The 26,628-nt window shown below is 41.6% G+C and carries 21 protein-coding genes and 1 pseudogene; 13 read left to right on the top strand and 9 right to left on the bottom strand.

Translation table 11 applies throughout. From position 1 onward, the window contains the following. Positions 1-74: 74 nt before the first annotated feature. Complete coding sequence (locus ACM0OZ_RS15815) at positions 75-1,121, top strand: 1-acyl-sn-glycerol-3-phosphate acyltransferase (RefSeq protein ID WP_414583770.1); 1,047 nt, start codon at positions 75-77, stop codon at positions 1,119-1,121. Positions 1,122-1,767: 646 nt separating this feature from the next. Next, on the top strand, positions 1,768-3,045 hold the full coding sequence (locus ACM0OZ_RS15810; RefSeq protein WP_414583769.1) for an RNA-guided endonuclease InsQ/TnpB family protein: 1,278 nt from the start codon (positions 1,768-1,770) through the stop codon (positions 3,043-3,045). Positions 3,046-3,094: 49 nt separating this feature from the next. Here ACM0OZ_RS15810 and rppA read toward each other — a convergent pair whose 3' ends face one another. Then, the gene (gene rppA, locus ACM0OZ_RS15805; RefSeq protein WP_414583768.1) at positions 3,095-3,781 is read right to left on the bottom strand and encodes a two-component system response regulator RppA; all 687 of its coding nucleotides are present in this window, start codon (positions 3,779-3,781) and stop codon (positions 3,095-3,097) included. A gap of 79 nt (positions 3,782-3,860) precedes the next feature. On the opposite strand from rppA, the gene hisG reads away from it, so the two are divergent. The 4 genes from hisG (at position 3,861) to ACM0OZ_RS15785 (ending at position 8,774) form a co-directional block, all read left to right on the top strand. Then, positions 3,861-4,505: an ATP phosphoribosyltransferase gene (hisG, locus tag ACM0OZ_RS15800; RefSeq protein WP_414583767.1), complete on the top strand. Its 645-nt coding sequence runs from the start codon at positions 3,861-3,863 to the stop codon at positions 4,503-4,505. Positions 4,506-4,611: 106 nt separating this feature from the next. After that, positions 4,612-5,343 (top strand): class I SAM-dependent methyltransferase, encoded by a 732-nt coding sequence (locus tag ACM0OZ_RS15795; protein ID WP_414583765.1) that lies wholly within the window; start codon positions 4,612-4,614, stop codon positions 5,341-5,343. A gap of 462 nt (positions 5,344-5,805) precedes the next feature. Beyond that, a complete protein-coding gene (locus ACM0OZ_RS15790; RefSeq protein ID WP_414583764.1) occupies positions 5,806-8,334 on the top strand; it encodes a GAF domain-containing protein in 2,529 nt (842 codons plus the stop codon). Positions 8,335-8,348: 14 nt separating this feature from the next. Further along, complete coding sequence (locus ACM0OZ_RS15785; protein WP_041038184.1) at positions 8,349-8,774, top strand: response regulator; 426 nt, start codon at positions 8,349-8,351, stop codon at positions 8,772-8,774. Here the strand turns inward: ACM0OZ_RS15785 and ACM0OZ_RS15780 are convergent. Then, positions 8,705-8,893 (bottom strand): hypothetical protein, encoded by a 189-nt coding sequence (locus ACM0OZ_RS15780; protein ID WP_414583763.1) that lies wholly within the window; start codon positions 8,891-8,893, stop codon positions 8,705-8,707. The two genes, ACM0OZ_RS15785 and ACM0OZ_RS15780, sit on opposite strands and share 70 nt — an antisense overlap. Positions 8,894-8,913: 20 nt before the next feature. Between ACM0OZ_RS15780 and ACM0OZ_RS15775 the strand changes: the two genes are divergently transcribed. Further along, complete coding sequence (locus ACM0OZ_RS15775) at positions 8,914-11,169, top strand: response regulator (protein ID WP_414583761.1); 2,256 nt, start codon at positions 8,914-8,916, stop codon at positions 11,167-11,169. A 327-nt stretch (positions 11,170-11,496) separates the two neighbouring features. On the opposite strand, the gene ACM0OZ_RS15770 is transcribed toward ACM0OZ_RS15775, so the two are convergent. From ACM0OZ_RS15770 to ACM0OZ_RS15760, 3 genes are all read right to left on the bottom strand, one after another. Beyond that, entirely contained in the window at positions 11,497-12,213 is a 717-nt protein-coding gene (locus tag ACM0OZ_RS15770; protein ID WP_414583760.1) for a hypothetical protein, read from the bottom strand. A 178-nt stretch (positions 12,214-12,391) separates the two neighbouring features. Next, positions 12,392-12,907, bottom strand: coding sequence for a GNAT family N-acetyltransferase (locus tag ACM0OZ_RS15765; protein WP_414583759.1), 516 nt, complete (start codon positions 12,905-12,907; stop codon positions 12,392-12,394). Next, positions 12,894-13,454 carry a GNAT family N-acetyltransferase gene (locus ACM0OZ_RS15760; RefSeq protein WP_414583758.1) on the bottom strand — a complete coding sequence of 187 codons (561 nt, stop codon included), beginning with the start codon at positions 13,452-13,454 and terminating at the stop codon, positions 12,894-12,896. The genes ACM0OZ_RS15765 and ACM0OZ_RS15760 overlap by 14 nt, the downstream gene beginning before the upstream one ends. A gap of 79 nt (positions 13,455-13,533) precedes the next feature. Here ACM0OZ_RS15760 and ACM0OZ_RS15755 point away from each other — a divergent pair, with 79 nt between their 5' ends. Then, positions 13,534-15,414 carry an ABC transporter ATP-binding protein gene (locus ACM0OZ_RS15755; protein WP_414583757.1) on the top strand — a complete coding sequence of 627 codons (1,881 nt, stop codon included), beginning with the start codon at positions 13,534-13,536 and terminating at the stop codon, positions 15,412-15,414. Positions 15,415-15,469: 55 nt separating this feature from the next. Here the strand turns inward: ACM0OZ_RS15755 and ACM0OZ_RS15750 are convergent, their stop codons facing one another. The 4 genes from ACM0OZ_RS15750 to ACM0OZ_RS15735 all read right to left on the bottom strand — a co-directional run bounded on the left by ACM0OZ_RS15750 (position 15,470) and on the right by ACM0OZ_RS15735 (position 19,228). Then, positions 15,470-16,564: an RNA-guided endonuclease InsQ/TnpB family protein gene (locus ACM0OZ_RS15750; RefSeq protein ID WP_414583756.1), complete on the bottom strand. Its 1,095-nt coding sequence runs from the start codon at positions 16,562-16,564 to the stop codon at positions 15,470-15,472. After that, a complete protein-coding gene (locus ACM0OZ_RS15745) occupies positions 16,521-17,156 on the bottom strand; it encodes an IS607 family transposase (protein ID WP_414583755.1) in 636 nt (211 codons plus the stop codon). Before ACM0OZ_RS15745 ends, ACM0OZ_RS15750 begins: the two co-directional genes overlap by 44 nt. Before the next feature lie 555 nt (positions 17,157-17,711). Continuing rightward, positions 17,712-18,698: a sucrase ferredoxin gene (locus ACM0OZ_RS15740; protein ID WP_414583754.1), complete on the bottom strand. Its 987-nt coding sequence runs from the start codon at positions 18,696-18,698 to the stop codon at positions 17,712-17,714. Between the two features lie 101 nt (positions 18,699-18,799). Beyond that, a complete protein-coding gene (locus ACM0OZ_RS15735; RefSeq protein ID WP_414583753.1) occupies positions 18,800-19,228 on the bottom strand; it encodes a hypothetical protein in 429 nt (142 codons plus the stop codon). Between the two features lie 841 nt (positions 19,229-20,069). Between ACM0OZ_RS15735 and ACM0OZ_RS15730 the strand changes: the two genes are divergently transcribed. The 5 genes and pseudogenes from ACM0OZ_RS15730 to ACM0OZ_RS15710 form a co-directional block, all read left to right on the top strand. After that, positions 20,070-20,813, top strand: coding sequence for a Mut7-C RNAse domain-containing protein (locus ACM0OZ_RS15730; RefSeq protein ID WP_414583752.1), 744 nt, complete (start codon positions 20,070-20,072; stop codon positions 20,811-20,813). A 13-nt stretch (positions 20,814-20,826) separates the two neighbouring features. Continuing rightward, on the top strand, positions 20,827-21,012 hold the full coding sequence (locus ACM0OZ_RS15725) for a hypothetical protein (protein WP_414583751.1): 186 nt from the start codon (positions 20,827-20,829) through the stop codon (positions 21,010-21,012). Positions 21,013-21,188: 176 nt separating this feature from the next. Continuing rightward, positions 21,189-21,461: pseudogene (locus ACM0OZ_RS15720) on the top strand (ROK family protein); the annotation flags it as partial. Positions 21,462-21,477: 16 nt separating this feature from the next. Beyond that, on the top strand, positions 21,478-23,697 hold the full coding sequence (locus tag ACM0OZ_RS15715; RefSeq protein WP_414583750.1) for an NACHT domain-containing protein: 2,220 nt from the start codon (positions 21,478-21,480) through the stop codon (positions 23,695-23,697). 520 nt (positions 23,698-24,217) lie between these two features. After that, positions 24,218-26,628: NACHT domain-containing protein (locus tag ACM0OZ_RS15710; protein ID WP_414583749.1), on the top strand; the 2,411-nt coding region annotated here is incomplete at its 3' end.

The following is a 26,628-nucleotide window of genomic DNA, read 5'->3' as shown; positions in this document are numbered from 1 at the left end:
TCAGATGGCAATTAGAAGTTTCTAAAGCTAAAATTACCGATTAAGCCAATTGTTTTGGAAACATCTCAGCTATTGTGATTAATCAACACTCTGATAACCTTTTCAATCCTCAATTGAAAAAAACATTACTTGAGGGTTACAAATTTGGCTGGTTTGATTGGTTTTGTCTGTGGTATCCTCCTGGTTGGTTGATTATATTCAATCGCCACTGGCAGCATTATCATCAAGATCCAGATGGTTGGAATTGGTTGGAATACGCGTTATTTTTAATTCCTGGCGGATTTTACTTAGCACTTCTTATTCGCTGGTTGCGGCTTGGCTGTCGTTCACCTCGTAGTGAGGTAGGTGAATTTGACCCAAATTATCAAAAAGCCTTTCGAGATGAAGTTATTGCTCCAATTATTAAATATTATTTCCGAGGAGAGTTGCACCAAATTGAAAATTTGCCACAAACAGGACCAATGATTGTGGCAATGAATCATGCAGGAATGTGTTTTCCCTGGGACTTTTTAACGTTAGGTTATCTATTAAGTAAAACACGAGGATGGTTGGTGCAACCGTTAACTGGTGTCTCTTTGTTTGACCATCCTTGGGTCATTTGGTGGTTACCACCGGGATGGTCAAAGGTTATGGGTGGTGTGAGAGCAGAGTTAAATGATTTTGAGGCGGCGATGCAAGAGCGCAAAATTCTCTTGTATGCACCAGAAGGTTTACGCGGACCAAAGAAAGGTTGGACAAAACGCTATCAACTAGAAACTTTTAATTCGAGTTTTATTCAATTAAGCTTACGTTATCAAGTTCCTATCTTGCCTGTTATTTGCATCGGTAATGAAAATTTACATCCTTGGACATTAAATATTAGAAAGTTGCAAAGGCTATTCAATTTACCATTTTTGCCTATATCACCTTTAATACCATTATTTATTCTCTTTCCATCAATGGGAGTTTGGGCGATGAGAAGTCGCCTGCGTTACTTTGTTCAACCTTTGCATACAGCCGAGTTAAATGGCGATAAGACAGAAAGAGCAGAGGCTTATAAAAAAGCACAACAATTACGAGAAAAGCTGCAATGTCAAATGAATCAGTTGTTAAGTATTAAAGTTACAAGTGAAAAGTTTTGAGTTGGTTGTAGGGGTATAACATTGCTTTTGCGTGTCAACAAGTTGCCTCGTTCCCAGCCTCAGGCTGGGAATGCCTACTGGGAGGCTCTGCCTGTCTTATACCAATTTAAAAAATGATTGCGACAGATAGAACCCATATATGAGCCATCATGTGTCGCATTCTTTTTTCAAAACGGTATTACTTGCGTTACTAGCCGCTTCAAGGGCATTTCCAGGTCGAACCTGGAAACGAGATTACAGAAGAGTTTTGGCTTATAGCGGTTCTCTTTCGGGTGGGCATTGCTCGCTGATATCTCAAATGTCCATTACATAAGCTTTTATGGGCAATGCCCACCTTACAATTTGTGGTGAGTCAGCGCTGCGGGAGGGTTTCCCGACAGCAGGCGACTGCGTTCGCGCAGCGTCTCCGAAGGAGATACCCGGAGGGTCTAATCATCTAAAAAGCGCTGTAAGTTGACAGCAATAAGCAAAGTTTCGTGCCCCTACCATATAATTTGTATTTTCTCAGAATGTGGGGGTTTGGGGGAGCTATAAAACCCCGCCCATAATCTTTGATTTGGGTGGGCATACATGGACTCCCCCAAGTTAAAGCAGGGGATTCGATGTCCCCTGCTTTAACATTTAATAGCTATACGATAGCTATTAAATGCTGTATAGTAAAGAGATGCTGACAATTACGCACCGCTACCGCCTATATCCAGATGCCACTCAACAGCAACAGCTAACTGAGTGGATGGAAGTCTGTCGTAGCGCATATAACTATGCGTTGCGAGAGATAAAGGATTGGTGTGATAGTCGTAAGTGCTTAATTGATAGATGCTCTTTGGAAAAAGAGTACATCCTCCCCGCCGATGCAAAGTTCCCCGGTGAACTCTATCAACTCAATAACTTGCCCAAGGCTAAGAAGGAATTTCCTAGACTTAAGGAAGCCCCTTCTCAAGTCCGTAAGCTCGCCATAAAGCAGTTGCATAGAGCCTGGGAATACTTTCAGGAGAGGGGGTTTGGCTTTCCTCGGTTTAAAAAGCAGGCTTCTTTCAAGTCGTTGCTATTTCCCCAGTTCAACGAGAATCCGGTAACGAATCTACATCTTAAGCTGCCTAAGATTGGAAATATTCCCATCAACTTGCATAGACCCATCCCTTCAGGATTTGTGGTCAAGCAAGTAAGAATATTAAGGAAAGCCAGTTATTGGTATGCATCTATCTCGCTTGAATGCAATGTCAGTGTGCCCGACCCTATTCCACACGGTCATCCAATTGGAGTAGATATCGGACTGTCCAAGTTTTTAGCAACTAGTGACGGAGTTCGAGTATCGCCGCCCAAGTTCTTCAAGAAGCTGCAAAGTGAGCTGAGATTGCTACAACGCAGGCTATCTCGGAAACAAAAACGGTCGAAAAACTATGAGAAAGCCCGAATGAAAGTTGCTAGACTTCACCACAAAATCGACAACACCAGGCAAGACTTTCATTATAAGCAGGCGCACGCTCTTTGCGATGCAGGTGACATGATATTCATGGAAGACTTGGATTACCGCATTAGTGCCAAAGGTATGTTTGGCAAACAGATGCTTGACGCTGGTTTTGGACAGTTTAGAAGCATCGTCAACTACGTCTGCTGGAAGCGTGGAAAGTTCTTTGCTGAAGTTGATGCCAGAGGAACTTCTCAGGAGTGCCCAGAGTGTGGTCAAGAGGTTAAAAAGGATTTGAGTGTTAGAGTTCATTGCTGCCCTAACTGTAATTTCACAACTGACCGAGACGTGGCAGCTGGACTCAACATTAGGAACCGAGGAATTAAGTTAATTAGTACCGATGGGCAATCGGGAAACGAAAGTGCCTGTGCAGACGATCTACCGGGGGTTGAGGCAACTCAATCTAGGCAAGTGTCGAAAACCCGCAAGGGAAAAACCAGGAAAACCAAGAAGTGATTCAATGGATACGCCCCACCCGTAATCTTCGATTCGGGTGGGGAGGATGTCACGCAGAAGCACCAAAGCGGTATCCTTTACCGTAGACAGTATGAATTAATTGTGTTTCACCAGCTTGTTCAATCTTGCGCCGCAGCAGACGAATTAATGCAGCAATGACATTGCTGCTAGGTGGTTCGTCATCTTTCCAGAGATATTGGAGAATCTGCGCGTGAGTGAGCAATTGTCCCGTGTTTTCCATAAAATATTGCAAAAGCTGGCTTTCTTTGTCTGATAAGTCGATGATCCTCCCTTGACGATAAGCGACTTGGTTTTCACTATCAAGTTCTAAGTCCGCTACCGTAAGCCTTTGACTTGTTGTACTGGAGCTTGGTGAACTGGAACGACGCAATAAAGCGCGAACTCGTGCGAGTAACTCCCGCAACTCAAAAGGTTTGACCAAATAGTCGTCCGCACCTGCATCCAAACCTTGTACTCGGTCATCCAGAGTATCTTTAGCGGTAAGAAATAACACGGGTGTGGTTTTGCCTTGGCGTCGTAATTCCTGACAAATCTCCAACCCTGTTTTTCCTGGCAGCATCCAATCTAAAATCAGTAAGTCATAACTGCCGCCTTGTGCAAGTTGGCTACCATTTGTCCCATCATAAGCCGCATCAACGCTGTATCCCTCACGAGTTAACAAGCGACTCAAAGGGTCTGTTAATTCAACTTCATCATCAACAACCAAAATTCGCATGGTTAGCCATTAGTTAGCCATCTGTACTTAGCTATCAGATATTATTATTTTGCTGATTGCTCAACGCTGACTGCTACTTATGCTAACTGTTGCATTGCCGAAAGGGGAACTTCTCAAAAATAGCATCCGCATCTTACAAGATGTGGGATTGGATTTTAGTGCTTTTTTGGACTCAAGTAACCGCCAACTTCAGATTTCCGACTCTAGTGGCAAAGCCAAAGGGCTACTAGTGCGCGCACAGGATGTGCCGGTTTATGTAGAATATGGTCAGGCACAGCTAGGCATCGTCGGTTACGATGTCTTGCGGGAGAAAAAGCCGCAAGTCGCCCACTTGGTTGATTTGCAGTTTGGACATTGTCGAATGTCGGTGGCGGTAAAGCAATCAAGCCCTTACCGTTCGGCACTAGAATTACCAGCTCATGGTCGAGTGGCTTCTAAGTATGTCAATAGTGCGCGAGAATATTTCCACAGTTTAGATTTACCTGTGGAAATTGTACCGCTATATGGTTCGGTGGAACTCGGTCCGATTACGGGAATGTCAGAGGCGATCGTGGATTTGGTTTCGACAGGGCGAACCTTACGCGAAAATGGTTTGCTTGAAATTGAAACTTTGTTTGAAAGTACAGCAAGATTGATTGCTCATCCTTTGAGTTATCGGTTGAACACGGGTAATTTGCTTGGATGCGTCGAGCAACTGCGCTCAACAATTCTGTCTACAGTTTAAATCTACGTAATAGTTATGTCCAATTGGAATGCACAGGATGACCACAAAAATTCTTCTCTACGAACGCAATAAAATCTGACAATCTTAGCAAAAATACTACAAATCAATGTCAGAAAAAACTATAGATTTTGACGCCAACCCGCCAGTTGGTACTAACGAGTACGACAACATGGCTCAGATGGCTTTACCAGGTTATGAGGCAATGCATACAATGGCTTTGTCTTGTTTGAAAGCGCACTTAAGCGAAACATCTAATTTGTTGATTGTGGGTGCTGGTACTGGGATGGAGTTAGTCAAGTTTGGTCAGGACAATTCCCAGTGGCAAATGTTAGGTGTAGACCCATCTGCTAATATGCTATGCATTGCCCAAGAGAAAATACAGCAGCACGGCTTAGCTGAACGAGTTAAGCTATTTCAAGGATACACGCACGATTTGCCTGTGACTCCCCTGTATGATGCAGCAACTTGCATTTTAGTTATGCATTTTCTCCCAGATGATGGCAGCAAACTGGCATTACTTCAAAGTATTGCTCAGCGTTTGAAACCATCAGCTGCTTTTATCTTGGTTGATGTGTTTGGTGAAAAAGGCACTCGTGAATTAGAGCAGATGATTTTCATTTTGAAAGTCTTTTGGGAAGAAATGGGCATGAAGCCAGAAAGGATGGCTCAATTGCTAGAAACATTCAACAAAGGTGTTTACCCTATTCCAGAGGCGAGAGAGTTAGAATTATTACAGCAAGCAGGCTTTGGAAATATTATCAGATTTTATACAGGGCTTTGGGTTGGCGGTTGGGTAGCAACTAAACTAGGTTTAGCAAGCATTTCAACTGCAAAATAAATGCAATTTAAATGTGTCAACAGTTACTATAGCAATGCGTGTAGGAATTGTGACCATATGCGTTAAGGTACTCATGAGTCATTAGTAACTATTAACTATTGACAATGGACGAACTAGATGAGTGTTTTACAACTCAAATAGGAGTGCTATATGATGTTTGCTTCATTGCTGATAATAAAACTTATTTGTAGTAAGGATAAGAGCCCTTGCTTTGCCAGTAAAGAGGACTAAAGTCCTCACTACGAACTTCCGCACGGTTATATAAACGGACATGATATTATAGGCTCTCTATACTAAGATTTGTTGCAAACATTGATGTAACTAAATAGAGGCGGTAAGTTGCATCTACCAAAAGTAGTATAAAATATAAGAAGCATCAACATACAGTGATCAAAATCAGCTAGTTTTGTAACTAGATAAGGCTAAGCGTTGAATAATTTTAAAAACTTTTAATAAATATTTATGCTAGCGATAATGACTCATAACGAAGCGGCGAGACTTGAAGCCCTGCGTCAGTACCGAATTCTTGACACTGAACCAGAAGAAGCCTACGACAATATTGCCCAGTTAGCTGCCTACATTTGTGGGACTCCCATAGTCTTAGTCAATTTTATCGATGAAAACCGTCAATGGTTTAAGGCAAAAATAGGTTTGGATGTCGCAGAAATGCCGCGTAGCGTCGGATTGTCTTACCTTTGCCAGGAACGACAGGACGTAGTGGTTATTTCTGATACTTGGGTTGATGAACGCTTCGCCAAGAATTCAGTCGTTGTGTCATATCCATATGTGCGGTTTTATGCAGGTGTACCCCTAATTACCCCGAACGGAGATATGGTGGGGACTCTTTGCGCCATTGACCAAGTGCCACGCCAACTGAGCGACAAACAAGTGGAAGCGCTTGTGGCGCTAGCCCGCCAGGTGATTAGCGAACTCGAGCTTCGGCGTAATTTAGCTGAGGCGTCGCGTGTTACCGAGGAACTCAAGCGTACGGAGGAAAAACTGGCGCATAGCGAAAATCTTCTCCGCACAGTCATTGAATCAGAACCAGAGTGTGTAAAATTGCTTACCAAAAACGGCACACTACTGGAGATGAACCCGGCTGGACTGGCGATGATTGAAGCTGATTCCCTCAATCAAGTGCGGGGAGAATCCCTTTATCCCATAGTCGCTCCTGAGCATCGTCAAGCTTTTAAGGCACTTACCGCAAGCGTTTTCAAGGGCGAATCAGGAATACTGGAGTTTGAAATTGTTGGACTGAAAGGCACTCGTCGCTGGTTGGAAACCCACGCCGTCCCCCTGCGCGATTCTGATAGACAAATTATTGCCTTGCTAGCAGTGACGCGCGACATCACTGAACGCAAGCGAACTGAGGCATCTTTGCGCGAGAGCGAACAACGATTGAAGCTGGCATTGCACGCTGCTAAACTCGGTTCCTGGGAGCTTGATTTGAAAACGGGCGAGTTATATTCCTCCAACGAGTGCAAGGCAAACTTTGGTCTACCCCCCCAAGCAGAGTTTTCCTATACTGCGCTGTATGAATACATTCATCCTGAAGACCGCGCCTACGTGCAGCAGGCTGTGAAACAAGCTTTAGAGCAACGGAAAGATTATGAAACAGAGTACCGCAATATCTGGCTCGATGGCAGCGTTCACTGGATACTAGCACGAGGTACTGGAATTTACGATGCTGATGGTAGCCCAACTCGCATGATTGGTGTCATGCTTGACATCACTGATCGTAAGCAAGCAGAAGAGGAATCAAAGCGTCAAAACAAACGTTCTCAAGTATTTTCCGAAATCACCCTCAAAATTCGTCAATCTTTACAACTTGAGACAATTCTGCAAACTGCAGTGACCGAAGTCCAAAAACTGCTGCACGCTGACCGAGTTCTGATCTTTCGGCGGTGGGGAGATGGTTCGGGAACTGTCGTGCAAGAGGCAGTGCTGCCAGGTTTTCCTGTAGTCTTGGGAAAAGATCTCCTCGACCCTTGCTTTGAAAGAGATTATCAAGAACCTTATCGTCAAGGAAGAGTTAGTGCGATCGCCAATCTGGAAACAGCAAACATTCAACTTTGTCATAAAGAATTTCTTGCACAGTTTGGTGTCAAAGCTAACTTGGTAGTACCGATCCTGCAAAGGGACAACCTGTGGGGTTTGCTGATTGCTCATCAATGTGAGCGTCCGCGAAATTGGAACACCGCAGAAATTGAGTTGTTGCAACAGTTGGCAAACCAAATAGGCATCGCCCTATCTCAATCGCAACTTTTGGAACAAGAAACCCGCCAACGTCAGGAACTGGCTCGTTCCAATGCGGAATTGGAACAATTTGCCTACGTTGCTTCTCATGACTTGCAAGAACCGTTGCGAATGGTGGGGAGTTACTTGCAGCTTTTGGAGCGACGATACAAAGACAAGCTTGATGATCGGGCGAATGAGTTTATCGACTACGCTGTAGACGGAGCACGCCGGATGCAGACGCTCATTAATGACTTGTTGAGCTATTCGCGTGTCAGCACTAGGGGTCAGCCCTTTAAACGAGTTGATTGTAATGCTGTGCTCAACAACGCTCTCGCCAATCTCAAATTTGCTATTGAAGAAAGCGGCGCAGTCGTCACCCGCGATACTTTGCCGGAAGTGATGGCGGATGCAACGCAACTGTCGCAGTTGTTTCAGAACTTGATTGCTAATGCTATCAAATTCAAGAGCGAACAACCGCCCCAAATTCATATTGGGGTTGAACGCACAGGGCAAGAATGGCGATTTGCAGTGCGCGATAATGGTATTGGCATCGAACCTCAATATGCGGAGCGCATTTTTATAATTTTTCAGCGCTTGCATACCAGAGATAAGTACCCTGGCACAGGCATCGGCTTGGCAATATGTAAGAAAATTGTGGAACGCCACGGTGGAAATATCTGGATTGAGTCGCAACTGCAACATGGTGCAACTTTCTTCTTTACAATTCCTGATCGAGCGGCAAACCAATTGTGAACTTTGAAGTGATTATGCCTATTGAGGTTTTGCTAGTAGAAGACAACCCTGGCGATGTGGAGTTAACCCGCATAGCCCTAGAAGATAGCAAAATCTCCGTGAACCTGAATGTAGCGGTTGATGGCGTAGAGGCTATGGCATTCTTGCATAAACAGGCAAATTATGCTAATATGCCTACCCCCGATATTATCCTGCTTGATTTCAATCTGCCTAGAAAAGACGGGCGAGAGGTGCTGGCAGAAATCAAAGCAGATAAAATCCTTAAGCGGATTCCTGTGGTTGTTTTAACAACATCTGGAGCGGAGGAAGATATCCTGAGAGCTTACAGCCTCTGTGCCAACTGCTACATCACTAAACCTGTTGACTTTGATCAGTTTGTCAAAATTGTACATTCTATAGAGAACTTTTGGTTCACTGTTGTCAAGCTACCACAGGAGTGAGGGAGTGAGGGGGATGAGGGGGATGAGGGAGATGAGGGAGATGAGGGGGATGAGGGAGATGAGGGGGATGAGGGAGATGAGGGAGAAACTAACGACCAATAACAAATAACAAATGACAAATGACTAATGACAAAAAATAATGAAAATTTTATTAGTGGAAGATAATCCGGGTGATGTTCGGCTGTTGCAGGAGTTTTTATGGGATGTCACCTCTGTGAAGCTTCACCTGAAGCAGGCGCAGGAATTAGAAGAGGCGCTGCGCTTTTTGGAGCAAGAAAGGTTTGATGTCATTCTGCTAGACCTTTTACTTCCGGATAGCGAGGGACTAGAAACGTTTATCAAAGTCCATCATCAGGCTCCTACTATTCCGATTATCGTGTTAACAGGTTTTGATGATGATACCTTGGCGACTAGGGCAATGCAAGAGGGAGCTCAAGATTATTTGGTCAAGGGACAGGTGAATGGTGACTTACTGGTGCGCTCAATGCGTTATGCTATTGAGCGTCAGCGAACGGAGGAAGCTCTGCGACAGAGTGAGGAGCGATTTCGGGTTGCTCTCAAGAACTCTCCTATCTTTGTCTTTAATCAAGATAAGGAGTTACGCTACACCTGGGTATATAATCCAAGTTTTGGGTTGACGGCACAAGAGATATTAGGCAAGCGAGACAGCGATTTTATTTGTGCTGAAGATGCAGAGCGTTTAACCACTATTAAGCGTCGTGTACTCACCACGGGTATAGGAACTCGAGAGGAAGTTTCTATTACAACGGCTCTTGGGACGCGGTATTACGATTTAACTGTAGAGCCATTGCAGAATGAGTCGCAAGAAGTCGTAGGCATCACCTGCGCTAGCATCGACATTAGTGAGCGCAAACTTGCTGAAGAGAAAATCCGCCAACAAGCGGCTTTACTTGATGTTACTACTGATGCGATTATTGTGCGAGATTTAGAGAATCGCATCTTATTCTGGAACAAAAGTGCAGAAAATTTGTACGGTTGGCAGGCTCAAGAGGTATTTGGCAAAAATGCCAACAAGCTTTTGTACAACGAAGTACCACCAGAAGTGGAAGCAGCTCTTGCAACCGTTATCAGCAAAGGTCAGTGGCAGGGTGAGGTAAGTAAAGTTACTAAGAGCCGTAAAGAAATTCTCGTACAAACCCGTTGGACATTAGTCTGTGATGAACGAGGAAAGCCCTTATCCATTCTCAGCGTTGACACAGATATCACCCAGAAAAAACTCTTGGAATCACAATTGTTCCGCGCCCAACGCTTGGAAAGTATTGGTACCTTAGCGAGTGGTATCGCCCACGACCTAAACAACATTCTGACGCCAATTTTAGCAGTGGCTCAATTGTTACCCCTGAAATTCCCTGACGTCTACGACCAAGATAAGCACCTGCTGGAAATACTAGAAAACAGCGCCAAACGTGGAGCAGACTTAGTTAAGCAGGTTTTGTCATTTGCGCGAGGCGTGGAAGGGAAGCGCATGGCTTTACAACTCAAACACCTGATCCGCGAAGTGGTGAAGATTCTCAAAGAGACGTTCCCTAAATCCGTTGAAGTTTCTATTGACATAGCGCCAGATTTGTGGTTGGTCTCTGGAGATGGTACACAACTTCATCAGGTGCTGATGAACCTTTGTGTCAACGCCCGCGATGCTATGGTTAATGGCGGAACTTTAAGTATCCGTGCCGAAAATCTGTTTATTGATGAAAACTTTGCGCGGATGCACTTAGAAGCTAAAACCGGACCGTACACTGTGACGACTGTTTCGGATACAGGAGTTGGCATTCCTCGTGAAGTTTTAGACAGAATTTTCGAGCCATTTTTCACAACTAAAGAACAAGGTAAAGGCACGGGGCTAGGTCTTTCCACTGTTATTGGTATTGTCAAAAGTCACGGTGGTTTTGTCAACGTTTATAGTGAGGTGGGATCTGGCACGAGTTTTAAGATTTACTTACCAGCAGTGCAGGAAATGGAAGCACAGCCAGTAGAGGAAGTGGAAATTCTGGGGGGACATGGAGAATTAATTCTGGTTGTGGATGATGAACCCTCGATTCAAGAAATTACCAAAGCTTCTTTAGAAACATACAATTACAAAATTCTTACTGCTCATGATGGCATTGAGGCGATCGCCTTGTACGCCCAACATAAGCACGAAATTAGTGCTGTGTTGATTGATATGATGCTACCTGCCTTAGATGGTTTAACTGCAATGCGTACTTTGCAAAAAATCAACCCACAAGTCAAAATGATTGCTTCGAGTGGGCTGATGTCTAGCAGTAAGCTGGCAGCAGTTATGGACAGTGGTGTCAAAACATTTTTGTCGAAGCCCTATACACTCAAGGAATTACTGCACACTTTACAGGTAGTTCTTAGTGAAAAGTATGGTTGACGGTTGCAATTAGGTGCGCGATTATCTGAAAAACAATCCGGCGTTGCTGCCTCGCGAGTATGAATTTTGTTATGCCTACGAACGTCGGCACACACTCGCGTATGCCTGCGGCACGCAGGCATACGCGCACTACGCTTTAGACGCAAAGACAAAGGTTTTGAACATTAAGTTTTGAAATTTCATCTCTCAATTCAGCAACGCCTTGTGTGAAGATATCGAAATTCAAAAGTGAACTCCCACATTATAGCTATTAAGGGTGGTGTGGGTTACAGGTTCAACAGTAGACGGAAAGCACAGAAGACTTGCTCTTTGCAAGCACTGTTTTCCCTAGTCGAAAGGCGTCTGGAATCCAGCAAATTCCTTCAAGTAGGCGAGAATAGAAGTGCCATTTTCATCTTGAGAAACCTGGTTATTAAGCAACAGGTTGACAACCCCTCCTTCGCCACGCAAATGGGCAGCTGCAAGAACTCCGGATGTGGTGATGACTACTCCTCCTCGTTGTTGTCCGATAAATTCTTTTATGGAACGTCCATTGAGTTGATTTTTGATCAGGTTCCACTTGTATTCAAAAGCCTCTTTAATAGCTATGTCTTGCACATTGTTCTTATTATTAAGGAAATCTTGCTTACTATTAATCCCATTTTTTCCTGTCCATCTGCCCTGCCAATTGTTCTTAGCTACACCATTTCCTCCACCGATATAGGGATTAGGGGTGTCATAATAGCCAAGGTCTTTCAGCAAGGCTTCTCCGAATTGGTACTTGCCTATAAAACCCAACTGGTTCTCAATGTTAGTAGGTGGATTTTGTTGTCCTGTTTCCCTTCTTGCAAGTGCTATCAAAAAGTCTTCGTAACTTCCCCTAACCCCATTCTGCTTTGTTTGTGCGACATAATCGCTTTTGTTGAAGACACTGTTAGCGTAGCTAGATTCGGGTGCGAAAAATGATGTAGTTAAAAGTGAACACGCCACTAGTCCTACAGCAGAAAGTTTGTTGATTTTAGGACTTACGCATTGACAAAATTTTGATTGTGTGGGTTTTGCCATAGTAGACAGAAATCACCTCAACTAAGTAGGGTTTTGAACTAGGGAGGATATAAGCCCTCCTTCTACTTCTTATATAGGTGTAAGTGAAATCAATTTATGCACTGGCGGAAGATAGAACGTGGATTGTAGATAGCTGAAAAATTTTGCAGCCCTCACGAGTAAACTTTAATTATCAGACCTACTTATCATCTGATTGCCATTCTGTGCGTGATATGGCGTAATACACGACATCATAACCGTAGTAGCGAGTATTCTTTTGATACTTCATTCCGACTTTTTGAATCACACGTACGGAAGCAATGTTTTGTGGTATGGCAATAGCGACAATTTTATCTAGCTTGACTGACAAAAACCCATACTTCAAAGTGGCACACGATGCTTCTGTCGCAATTCCCATGTTCCAATAAGACTTGTCAAACACATAACTAAGTTCAACTTCTGGGGTATTTTGCAAGAAACCAAGCCCGCAACGACCAATCATTTTACCACTGTCTTTGTGAATGACTGCCCACATTCCAAAGTTCTGTTCTTGCCACTGTTTGATATGTTTGGACAAGCTTGTTTGCGTTTGTTCTTTTGTTTTTGGCGATAGATATCTCATGACTTCTGGATCGCTGTAGAGGCGAAACAAGTCATCAAAATCGTCTGGGGTAAAGTGTCTTAACCGCAACCGTGCGGTTTCAATCTCTGGCATTTTCTAAAATGTAAGGGGAATTATCGGGTTGCCAGGCTTTTCGCGTAAGGGCATAGTACACCACATCTAAGTTGTAGAAGTGGGCATCTTTTTCATATTTCAACCCTGCTTTCTCCATCACACGCCGCGAAGCCAAATGTTCTGGTGCGGTGATGGCAACAATTTTATCTAGCTTGACTTCCTCAAAACCATATCTCAGGCTTGCTTTTGTCGCTTCCGTAGCAATGCCTTGATTCCAGTAACCTTGATCCAACCGATAGAGGACTTCAACTTCTGGGCTGTTTGGTAAAAAATTTAATCCGCAATGACCTAGTAATTTACTAGTTGCTTTGTGAACAACAGCCCAAACCCCAAAGCCGTGCTGCTTCCAATGTTGGATAAAAAACTCTAAAATTTCCTGAGTAACTTGTTTTACCTTTTCTTTTGGAATTGATCCTCTAGGTGAGTATTTCATCACTTCTGGATTGCTGAGAATCACACCGAGTTCTTCCAAATCGTCTTGGGTATAAGGTTTAAGCCGCAGCCGTGCAGTTTCAATCTCTGGCATGGTGTCAACGTAGGAATGAAAACACTACATTAGGGAGATGTGCTTTTTGTGTTGTAAAAATTAATATAATGCTCTTATTATGAGCAGTTCCAAACCCCAAAAAAAAATTCACACAGGTTACCGTCGGCGTGAGAATGACTGGCGGTTATTTTTGCGTCTCGTACCTTATGCCCGTCGTCATAAGCGATCGCTCTTCGTTAGTATTTTGCTGCTGGTGCCAATAGCAGTTGCTAACGCTGTGGAACCGCAGCTGATTGGACAGGTTATTTCCCTGATTCGCAAAGAACCGAACACCTATGAGTTTCTCAAGAATCGCCCGTTGTTACAGGGGCTAAATATTATTGAAGGGTTGTTGCTGATCACGCTCAGTGTACGACTGCTATTTACAGGTTTTCAGGGTTATTTGGTACAAAAGCTAGGTCAGCAAATCACTGCGGAAATTCGCCAAGACTTGTTTCATCATGTCACATCTTTGGCGGTGCGCTTTTTTGACAAAACAGCCGTAGGTAAATTAATCACCAGACTCACCAGTGATGTGGAAGTCTTGGGAGATGTCTTTTCCACTGGAGCGATCGGCATTGTCTCAGATTTGTTTTCCATGCTGGTGATTCTTGGTTTTATGTTTTCTATGCAGTGGCAACTTGCTTTTTTGCTACTGATAGTTTTCTTGCCAGTTGCCTGTATTATAATATACTTGCAGAAACAATATCGCCAAGCCAATTATAAGGTCAGGGAAGAACTTTCTCTACTCAATTCTCAGCTACAAGAAAATATCATTGGCATAAATGTCGTGCAATTGTTCCGGCGGGAAAAATTCAATGCAGAGTTGTTTCGCAGGAACAATCAACGTTACGTCCACGAGGTAGATAATACTATCTTTTATGATTCAGCGGTTTCAGCAACCCTGGAATGGATTGCCTTGATTGCTGTTGCAGGTGTTTTGTGGGTGGGCGGTTATTTACTACTGGGAAAAAACTTGACTTTCGGCACGTTATCTGCATTTATCTTCTATGCCCAGCGCTTATTCGACCCTTTACGGCAGTTTGCGGAAAAATTCACTGTGATTCAATCTGGTTTCACCGCTATAGAACGCGTGAGTGAAATTTTAGATGAACCGATAGAAATACGCGATCGCGGTAATCCCAGATTCTCAATTTTGGATTCTCGCTTGGGTTATATAGAGGGAACCACTCATAATTCTGAGTTACCAACGGAAAATTCACAAGCTGAACTCGGAGAAATCCGCTTTGAACACGTCTGGTTTGCTTACAAAGACGATGATTATGTGATCAAGGATTTGGACTTCATCATTCATCCTGGTGAGAAAGTCGCATTAGTAGGTCCTACAGGTGCGGGTAAAAGTTCCATCATCCGTCTTTTGTGTCGTCTTTACGAACCAAATCAAGGACGTATTTTGGTGGATGGGATAGATATCCGGGAAATACCCCAAGCAGAACTGCGGCGTTACATGGCTGTGATTTTGCAAGAAGGTTTTTTGTTTGCTGGTGATGTTAAAAGCAACATTACGTTAGGCGACAGCTACAGTTTTGAGGAAATCCAACAAGCAGCAGCGAAAACCAATATCACTCAGTTTATTGAACAACTCCCCCAAGGTTATGATACCCAACTCAGAGAACGGGGTACAAACCTTTCGAGTGGTCAAAAGCAACTTTTAGCATTTGCGCGTGCTGCAATTCGCAACCCAGAAATTTTGATTCTGGATGAGGCAACTGCTAGTCTGGATGTTGGGACAGAAGCTTTAATTCAGGAAGCTTTAAATAAACTTTTAGTAGGACGTACCGCCATCATTATTGCTCACCGCCTGTCTACAATTCGCAATGTGGATCGGATTTTTGTACTTAAGCGCGGAGAATTAATAGAACAGGGAAGTCATGAAGAGTTGCTGCAAACAGGAGGAATGTACGCCACTTTGCACAATTTACAAATGTTAGGAACTTGAAGAATTTTGAATGTTAGATTTTAAATTTTCATTTAACTGTACCGAACGTTTTAAGTTAACTTTGGTTGCCCATTGCTAACAAATGCTCCCTCCATTGCAGGAGTTCAGGACGTTCTACCAATGCCTTAAGATATATCCCAAGGCTCCCATTCAAATCTCTTGGCAGTGTGTGACCACAGCTAGGACATTTGAATTTTTTGTTTCCACCCAATTTGGTGTGAATATGTCCACACTTTGTACAGGTTTTCGATGTGTAAGCTTCTGACACTTCAATGACCTGTGTCTTCCATTCTTGTGCTTTGAACTTTAGATATTCCTTGAATCTATAATGTGACCAATTGAGCATTGCTCTTGCTGTCTTTGACCTGAGCTTTCTAGACTTTTTCACTACCATTTCTGATGTTTCAAAGCTAGGTAATAGAATCACATCAAATTGAGAGCACAAGATATGAGCAACTTGCTTATGTGCTTCATCTACAATATTACGAATGCGTTCTCTCATTCTTCTAGAAGCTTTAAGCATTCTATACTTTGGAGTGCCTTTCGCTTTAGAGATACGACTGTACAAATTATCTAGATAAGCGCATAGCCTTACGATTCTACCAATGTCTAAGTTTCCAAAATCACCATTCAAATGAAGACTGAAGAATGTTTGAAATGTTCTTACACCAGGGTCTAGAGCAACTAAGCCTAATCTTTGGTTCTCAGATTTTTTTGACTCAAATACCATAGGAATTATGATGTAAAACTTCCCATTCTGATGCACTAACTTACAATCAAACTCTATGTCTGGAAAAACTTCAGCAGGTTGTAAAGACTTACCTAAAGAAGTTATATACACCGATGACGATTTCACAGAACCTTTCGGAATATAGATGCTATCCCGTCTCTCTTTTTTCGAGCGAAATTTGACGAGTTGAATCTGTTTTGTCTGCTGGAATTTTTTCTTAGCATTTTTCACAGCATCGCAAGCGTCTTTAATCGCAATTGATTTTATCTGATAAGGTGTTTCTTTCGACCATTCAGGTAAAGATTGAATGATTCCTGTTTTGATTGCTTTCCAATCAGCCTTAGTATCTGGTTTGTTCAGGTATGCGATAGTTTGATTAAACACATATCGAGCCGTTCCCATCCATTTCTTCAGAGTCACCGTTTGTTGTTGGTTTGGGAATATCCTTATCTTCTTTGATTTCACGTTGGTACTTTCTGAGTCCATGCATTCTGCATGAGAAAACATGGATGATCGAAAGCAAATCCCTTGTAAGTTCTTCTGTGGGTGAAAGTTTATTCTCGTCGAGAACCACGATTTCACAGGAGAATTTTTTACCAAACCATTCGATAAGGTCAAACCCAAATCTAACGAGTCTATCTCGATGTGCGACAACAATTTCACAGACAGTTCTTTCGCTAACCCAGTCCAATATGGATATAAGACCTTTTCTTTTAAAGTTGAGTCCTGACCCGATGTCTGTGATAATTTCGTGATTTGGGTAGCGTCGGCGCATGAACTCAACTTGTCGCTCAAGGTCATCTCGTTGCTTGTGACTGGAGACTCGACAGTAGCAGATTTTCCGCCGTTTTTCCCCCTCTTTTTCCTTGAGGTAGGAGTCAATATCGAACAATCGTTGATTCCCTTGTGTTCGGATACTTGGCAATTGTCCACTATCTGCCCACCTCCTTATCGTGTTTGCATGAACCCCTAGTCTGTCACAAGCAACACGTAAAGGCACGTACTTAGACATCACTAAACTTTACTGTTGCTCACTGAAATTAGTCTAGCAAGCTTTGGTAAGCTTTTGTGAGTAATAGTTATATTTTACTTAACTGTTGAAAAACCTCCTGATCAGAATTGGCGATAGTCCTTCATAATACTTGTGGGGTGGGCTGTCCAGCCATTGGTGTCAACTTAAGCTATGGAAGCTCAGCATTACAGCATTTTATTGTTAAAATGTCGCCGCTACATTTTTCCGAGACTTAACCGGACAACCTTGGCAAAAAAGGCGGGGTTTTTTGTCAACAAGTACGAATAATTGAGAATCACCGCCTATGCATGCCCCCACCACAGATATCTGTGGGACCTTAAGGAGTACTCGTGGGGGATGTTGTCCTGTTTTGTCATGGTTTCACCCAACCCCCAATTTTGCACAGAACCCCACCCCGGTTTTGTCTTGCGCCAAAACCTCCCCTCCCCGCTTGCGGGGAGGGGATTAAGGGGTGGGGTGAAATCAACGTGGAATTAAGGGTTGATCGTGATTGTTGACACGTATGGCATCTTACCCGCCCTTACCTATTTTTATCTATAAGCTCGCACATTTACTATAAGTTGCCAGTTTATTAGAAGCAAGACGGAAACTATCCACAGCATACTTAGGGCACACTGTTTCTTGCGTAGCATTGCAAGAAGCCCGAAGTTTTACACTTTGAGTTTCATCTTTGACCAGCTTCGCTTGATAACAGTATAGACCATCTGGTTTTTCAACATTTAATTCAGCAAGAATCACATTTTTGTCTAAGTTTTGCTGAATGATTTCGCCGGCTACTTTGTAGTTAAACCAATCCCATCCGTGGCGAAGGATAAGTTCTCTTTCTAAAACTTGAATTGGGTTTGGCAAAATTCCCCAACCTCTATAAACTTTCTTCAATAATGTAATGTCACCAGTACGAGTCAATATCGAGTGAAATGATTCTTGATCCAAAGCTCCATAGTATCTTCCCTCTGGGAAATCTATAGCTGTTGGTGCAAACCGATGTCCACCAAAATGGCTAGATTTCCAAATACGAACATTGTCTAATTCCAAACTAGAAACGATAGATGTAGCGTTAAAGTAAAACGGATTGCCATACCGAGCACAGCACCTATCATGGCTACCATGAGTACATATGAGAATATCTCTCGTTACACTTGTTTGTGCATCATAATCAGAAAATCCGCCCCGTAACCATTTTCTGACAACGGGTGCTACTAGCTCAATATTTGCCAACTGGAATTCTTGCTTACGATACCCATTGCTCAAACCCTCTTTTCTTTGATAAATCAACAGGGTTGTGCTATCTACTTTATGCGATAAATTGTTGGCGATCAACAGAAACTTGATAGGTAACTTATTTCGTTTCGCCTCCTTGATCAAAATCTGCAAATTTTCCGGAACCCACCTAGAGTTAAAAGCTTCCGATGTCCAAGGTGGAGGACATTCCACTAATATATAAGTTTGCTCATTAGTGGCACTACCAATAATATTTTCTCCTGCTTGTCGCGAATAGTCGGAACAAAAGAAAGTATTCATCTAACTGTACTGTACTTAATTAATGTGTTTTACGAACAAAGGATATTACAAACAGAGATGGTGTTATTAGCTACCAAATTCCCGAATAACACCTTGGGCTGTCAAGCATAACAACAGAAGATATTTATCTTCCAGTCAAAACACGGTAGCTCATTGCTTACAAGGCTTTTCGTAGAAACTTTTACGTTCAAAAAGCTGACAAGTCTTTTAATGTGTACTTTCTTGTCTGCGATGATAATTTGAGATATCCAGCAATAGAGTCTCTTTATACTCCTCTTTTTCTGGGCTTTCCACTGCTGGAAGAACTTAGTGTTTGTGCTTTTATTTAGTAATTTTTCATTGAAAGTAAAGCACATGTTCAAATACTTGAGTTGATGGAAGTTCAAAATAGATGAAATATCTTTCCCAGAAAAAGAGCTAGCAATTTTATTTTGCCCTTCAGTAAATAGAAAAACTGCTTCTTGTGTACAATTTTTTTTAAAAAGCTCTTTCAATCTAAATAAGTTTCCCAAATTTATTCGCTGTTTCATATTGATAAACTTTCTCAATTGTTATTTAAAAAAAGAAAAGGCAAACTAACTATTACAAATTATTAGCATCAAGACACAGTACAAAATTTCATATCTTGCACCCTTTTTTGTATGCTTAATACTAAATATTAGCAACTATTGATTCCTAATGTCAGTTTTTTTCAGGATTAACATTTAACTTATAAGAGGTACTTTTACTTAGTGGTGACAGGGCAATTTCCTCCATAGTAATGTGAATATGACTGGTACGGTACTGCTTTCCGGCAGATTTTGCTCATTCTTATGATATATTTTGACTCAGACTATCTTAAGCATTTTTTCACCTTCTTTAACAGAGTGAAAATTGTATCAGGGCTGAAGTAGGGCGTCTGCTATGACTCTAACTGAAGTCAATAACAAAAGCAAGTATTTGCTAATTTTTCTAATCATCACTAGCGCTCTAAACTGGGAGATACGAGTGAATGCAGGATTTCCTAGCATCCAATAGCTGACAATAGTTACTGGAAGAAGGTTCTACCTTCCGGATAGGATACACAATTATTCTTGTTTCGTAGAAAAATATTGCAAATACTTTAAGGAAGTCACCTTCTCTCATCCTTGGAGAAGATTTCAGAATTTTTCAGCTAGAACTTAGAATGATTCTCAGGATAAATTTGGGTAATTCACAAAGAAAAAACTTGTTGTCTTTATGAAGAAATTCTAGGGTTGCAGCTTAGTTCCATCTAGCCTTGCAGCATTTTCAAGCTTAATGATGACTCCTAGGTTCTTTGTTGATGATAACTTTTATCTTCGTGGAACCAAGTTAGTATAGTGAATAATAGAAATTTTACACTTGGTTGTTATGGCTTCTGCTTGTTTCCGCTTTTATGCAGAGTTGAACGATTTCTTACCATTGCATAAAAAGCAGATGAAAATAGATCATAATTTTCCTGAAAGAGCCTCAATTAAGGACATGATTGAATCTTTTGGTGTCCCTCATCCAGAAGTTTATTGTATTGAAGTTAACGGAAGATTTGTAGATTTTTCTTACATTGTCCAAGATGGGGATACTATCGATGTCTATCCAATTTCTGCTACAAATATAGTTACATCCACCATCTCTATTAGACTTGAACCCCTAAGTATCATCCGCTTCGTTTTAGATATTCACTTGGGCAAGCTAGCAACATCTTTACGGCTGTTAGGGTTTGATACGTTATACCGCAATGACTATGAAGATGAAGAATTAGCTCACATCTCCAGTACCCAAAACCGAATTCTGTTAACTCGCGATCGCGCTTTATTAATGCGAAGTATTGTGACCTATGGCTACTATGTAAGAAATACTGACCCACAGAAACAAATTGTTGAAGTCATGCAACGCTTCGACTTGTATAAATTAGTGTCACCCTTTCAACGGTGTTTACGCTGCAATGGATTATTAGAACCTGTAGCAAAAGAATCAATTGTTGACGAAATACCAGAAAGTGTCAAATTGTACACGAATGAATTTCATCGCTGTCAAAACTGTAACCAAATTTACTGGAAAGGGTCGCATTATGAAAGATTGCAACAGTTTATCGACTTGGTAGTGGGTAATAAGTGATGGGTATTGCGTAGTGGGAAAACAACTAACCACTATGGTGCAGGATGTGAGGGAGGTTTTGAGAAACGAACCGCCAAGACGAGCCAGCGCTGCAGGAGGGTTTCCCTCCGCAGGCGACTGGCGTCGCCAAGGACGCCAAGCAGGAGACATTCTCAGAGAGTTGGTGGGAGATAATTTGGAGTTGGTGACCGTTTTTTGAATTCGCTCATTCGCGATATTCTTAGTTCAAAATTTAAGAAAAAATTTTGAATTGACAGTTGGGATACAAGACAGGAGGATGCGCGACATGGAAAACAAAAAAAAGCGCAGCATCCTTGCTTCAAGCCCCTGGATGCGCGCCATGGGGTATTATTTTTGAATTTTGAATTTTGAATTGTTTTGACGGGGAAGGTGGTGAGTGAAGCTGCGGCGGCTGGTGATGATTTGGCTCAGGAAATTTTGTACACGGCTGGTTGGGCGCTGGGTGTGGGTATTGGTAATCTGGCGAATTTAATCAACCCGCAGCGGTTTGTGTTGGGTGGTGGTGTGACGAAGGCGGGTGAGAATTTCTGGGATGTGTTGCGGAAGTTGGCGCGGGAGACGGCGTTACCTGAGGTGAATTTTGAGATTGTTGCAGCAGCACTGGGGGATGATTACATTAACATCTAACTAAGAGTAAGAATTAATGAAAAAGTGGCATTCTACAGGGGGAGGTATAATGTTGACAGGACCAGAATTCTTAGTTCTCTGGGGAGTGCAGAATACTGTAGGGTTCCTATTTAAAGAGGTATTTGTCAAACTAGCCCAGGATGCTATACAGGATGGTTTGAAAGATTACCTTAAAGATTTTTTTCAAGGCATTTTTAAAGATGGACTAGATTTAGCTAAACTAAGAGCTCTCATAGTGGCTTACGGGAAAGCTAATAAATTATTTGTAGAATTATGGCAAGCTGAGCTTGAAGAAACAGGAATTAGTGAATCGGAAATTCAGCATTATAGCGATGCAATAGATAAATTCATTCGCGCTCAACCAGTGAGAGCAGCCCTTGGTAAACCCTTACAAAAAGCACTAGGCATAACATTATTAGATGATACTCCGGCTCTTGATGCTGAATTAAACGAAAATTGGAATAAACTCAATTTAGACGGTTTACCTGCAGAATTTAAATGGCAGAATGTAGCCAAGAAGTATACTAGAAGAGTCAAAGCTCTTGCGGCGGATTCAGATGAATTACGTCCATTATTCAATTCGGAGACTCAAGAAGAGATTAAGGAGATAATTCAGCAAAATGCTCCTATCGCACCTGATTTTAATTTTAGTCGTTATCAACAGGGTTTAATAGACGCTTTTAGTAACCTCAAACTGGACTACTTGGATACTAGTGGTTATAAGTACACTTTGCAATTATGGAATATATTTGTACCAACAAATGTGCAGGAACAGAATGTTTCACAACCAACTGTCTGCTCAATTTTAGATATATTTCATGATTGGCAACTTTACAAACCTACATACAAACATACAGTCATCTTAGGTAATCCAGGTTCTGGTAAGTCTACTTTAGTACAGTATAAAGCTTTGCAATGGGCAAGAACGCGAGGAAAGAATCTGTCAACACAAGAATTGCCGTTATTAATTGAACTACGGAATTACGTTGAGAATCGAGAAAAGAATGTTTGTAAAAATTTTTTGGATTATTTCCATGACGCAACTGGGGTAGTTGGTGGAAATCTTAATCAACAAGAACTGGATAAATGGCTGAGGAATAATCAAACCATTGTGATGTTTGATGGTTTAGATGAGGTGCTGGATACCAGGGAACGAGAAAATGTCATAATTGATGTTATTAACTTTACTAAAAGATATCCCGGAGCGCGAGTTATAGTCACCTCTCGCGTCATTGGTTATCAACCGCAGGGTTCTGAGTTCCGCCGTGCTCATTTTCGCGAGTTCATGCTGCAAGATTTCGATGAAGAGCAAATTCGCGCATTTGTCAACCAATGGCATGAATTAGCTTTTGAAGATGAAAATGAAAGAAAGAAAAAATGTCAGCGCCTACAAAACTCGCTTAGCTCCCCCGCTTTTCAAGAACTGGCTGGAAATCCCTTGCTACTCACGATGATGGCAATTCTGAATCGACATGAAGAATTACCAAGGGATAGATCCACTCTGTATGAACACGCCTCAGAAGTGCTATTGCACCGTTGGGACTATGAAAGGAATTTACGAGCATATAGCGAATTAGATTCTGAAGTAAATAAGTATATTGATTATCAAGATAAACGAGAAATGTTGCGTCTGGTAGCTCACCGGATGCAAGCATCTACCAACACTCTGGCTAATAATATCAGTAAGCAAGATTTGGAAGATACTCTGGCTCACTATCTGCAAGATAAATTCCCTCACAAAGCTAAAATTGCAGCCAGAGGTTTGCGGGAAATTCTCACAACTCGCAGCTTTATTTTATGCTTTTTTGGAGGCAATTCTTATGGGTTCGTGCATCGGACTTTTCTAGAATATTTTTGTGCTGTGTATTTTGTTGAACAATATAAGAAAGAACGAACTATAGATTTGGACTTTCTGAAGCAAGAAATTTTTCGCAAGCGATGCTATGATGCATCTTGGCATGAAGTTCTTACCCTGATTGTTGCTCAACTTTATGTTAAGTTTGCTGGAGAGATTATTGATTATCTAATAGAGCTTGATGAGGATGCAAAGCATTTTAAAAATCTCTTTTTAGCACACCAATGTCTTTTAAATGTAAGAGATTACCACCAGTTGCAATCAAGCGCTCATAAACTCTCTGAAAAATTAAAACAGCTAGCAGAAACTCAGAATGGAGTTACAGATGACATTCGCCAACAGGCTGAAGAAGCAATAAAATCACTGACAGCTTTAGCGTAAATTATATTACTTGAACCCTTACTTGAACGATATTACAACTGGAGTTATACCATTTCTCTAAAATCCTGACTTTTCACGCCATGTAGAAAAACCAACGTGAAACCTAACCCCCTAGCCCCCTTCCCTACAAGCGAAGGGGGAAAAATCAAGGTTCTTCTCTCCTACAAGCGAAGGGGGAAAAATCAAGGTTCTTCTCTCTTACAAGCGAAGGGGGAAAAATCAAGGTTCCTCTCTCCTTGTAGGAGAGAGGAATGGAAGCGAGGTTTTCCAGATACCGTGAAAAGTCAGCACAACTATAGGACTCCTCCGCAGATTTTTGAACGACACGTAAGGTGGGCAGTGCGAACGCAAAACCCGGATGTAGTGGGCAAAATACGGTAAGCACTGCCCACCCTACAATACTTAAGATTTTTCAGAAATCCTGCGCGGATTGCTATAACAAAGTGTAGCTTTAATTTAGAGAACTGGTATTAGGAACAAGAAAAGAATAGAGTTAAAAAAAAGGAGTAAAGTAACAACCATGAACCGCGTAGTTGCTTGGGGAATAAGCAGTACAATTGGGTTTGTTTTTAAGACTGTCCTAGAAGAACTTGCGCGGGAAGAGTTACAAGAATATACTAAAACCTTTTTCCAAAAGACTTTTCCAACTTTGCAAGAACTTCAGGTACAGGATAAGTTAGAACTTGCTTTCGGACAAGCTTTGAAGGAATTATTACAGCTAGTACAGGATGAGTTAGAAAATGCAGATTGCTCTGACGCAGAAATAAAGCAGTACATTTATCCTTTAAAAAAATTTATCCGCCATAGAATTGTATTGGTGGAACTAGGAAAACCATTTGGCGCTGGTATTTGTCATGCTGACTCTTTTGCAAAAACTTGGTGCGAGTTGAATTTAAAACCATTACCAGATGAATTTGCTTGGGAAGAAATTATTAAGCGGTATATCAAACAGGTAAATGCTATCCGCAAAGAATCGCATGATTTGCATACTCTCTTCAACTTGCCAAATAAAGCAATCGAGCAAAACAGAAAAGAAAATGCTGCATCTGTACCGAATTTTGGCTTATTTGACTTAGAGGATTACCGCAAGACAATTGAAAAAACTTATGGTTATCTTAAACTTGATAGCTTTGCTACTGATGGCTATAGTTATAAGTTAAAGCTAGAGAAAATGTTTGTTCCTCAAAATGTGCGTGAAGTACAAGAAGCATTTCCACAAGTTTATGAGCGACCTAAAGAACATTTAGAACGGCTAGAACGGCTGAAAAAAAACAATCAACTCGAAGAATATGAAGAATATGCAGAATATGTAGATATTTCGCCAGAAGTCTTAGAGCGTTATAAACAAGCTTATCGTGAACAAACAACCCGTTCTGTTGAAGAAATGATTGAGGATGAAAGAAATTATCAGTATACCGTCATTTTGGGAGATCCTGGTTCTGGGAAGTCGAGTTTATTGCAGTATTTAGCACTTAAATGGGCGGAAGCACCCATTGAAAAAGTCTCTGCAATGCCAATTCCCTTACTTGTTGAATTACGCACTTATGTGCAGAATCGAGATAACCAAAAATCTCAAAATTCTTTAGATTTTTTCCAGCAATATAAGGGCTTCATCTATTCCATAAACCTGCAACAATTAAGTCATTTTCTCCAAACTGGCAAGGGTTTTGTCATGTTTGATGGATTGGACGAAATCTTTGACCCAAATCAACGCGAAGAGGTCATTATAGATATTATTAATTTTACCAAAACTTATCCTGGCGTGCGGGTTATAGTCACATCTCGTGTCATTGGCTATAAACCACAACTCTTGGGTAATGCTAAATTTCGTCATTTCATGCTACAAGATTTGGAGTTAGAACAAATTGAGCATTTTCTTGAAACATGGCATGATTTAGCTTTTGGTAATAGCTATGAAAAAGAACGAAAAAGAGAGCGCTTGCGTGCAGCAATTCACGCATATGCTCCTATTAGGGAGCTAGCTGGTAATCCCTTGCTTCTAACAATGATGGCAATTCTTAATCGCAATCAAGAATTGCCAAGATTCCGTGCTGAGCTTTACAACAAAGCTTCACGAGTTCTTCTACAACAATGGGATGTCGAAAGAGCATTAGTAGATAAGACTATATCCGTTGATTATAAAGATAAACAAGCGATATTGCGTCAGGTTGCTTATCATATGCAAACCAATAAAAAAGGGGGGGCAGGTAACCTGATTAACTCGGAAAAGTTAGAAAGAATTCTCAATAGTTATTTGCAAAAGATAAAAGTAAATAATTCTACTAATGTTGCAAAATTAATTATTCAGCAACTTCGAGAACGTAACTTTATTTTATGCTTTATGGGTGCAGATTACTATGCTTTTGTGCATAGAACTTTTTTAGAATATTTCTGTGCGACGGAGTATGTTTGGCAATTTGAGGAAGAACGAAGTATTACACTAAATGAACTCAAGACAGACATTTTTGGCAAATACTGGCAAGATGAATCTTGGCATGAAGTTCTACGCCTCATTGCTGGAATGCTGAATGCCAGATTTATAGGTGAGATTATTGACGAACTGATGGAAAAAAATGGTGAAGCCCAGAAGTTCAGTAACCTATTTTTAGCTGCTCAGTGTTTTTCAGAAGTTAAAGATAGCGAAAGCATCTCGCCAACTGCTACTCGATTACTTGAGCAGCTCAAAAAATTAACTAACTACGATCTCCATTACTATTACGATCCATATGCTCTAGAAGAGACAAGCCTAGTCTTTAAAATTCGCACCCAAGCAGTTGCAGCAGTTGCAACAACTTGGAAAGATGACCCTGAGACATTATCCTGGCTCAAAACTCGCGCCACAAGTGATGAAGATTATGATGTGCGAAGAGCAGCAGTCGAAGAGTTAGCAAAAGCATTCAAAGATGACCCAGAGACATTAACCATTCTCAA

This window comes from Scytonema sp. PCC 10023 (assembly GCF_963920835.1).
Lineage (GTDB): Bacteria > Cyanobacteriota > Cyanobacteriia > Cyanobacteriales > Nostocaceae > Kalymmatonema.
The sequence above is the reverse complement of the archived record's forward strand: the minus strand, read 5'-3'. Positions and strand labels throughout refer to the sequence as shown.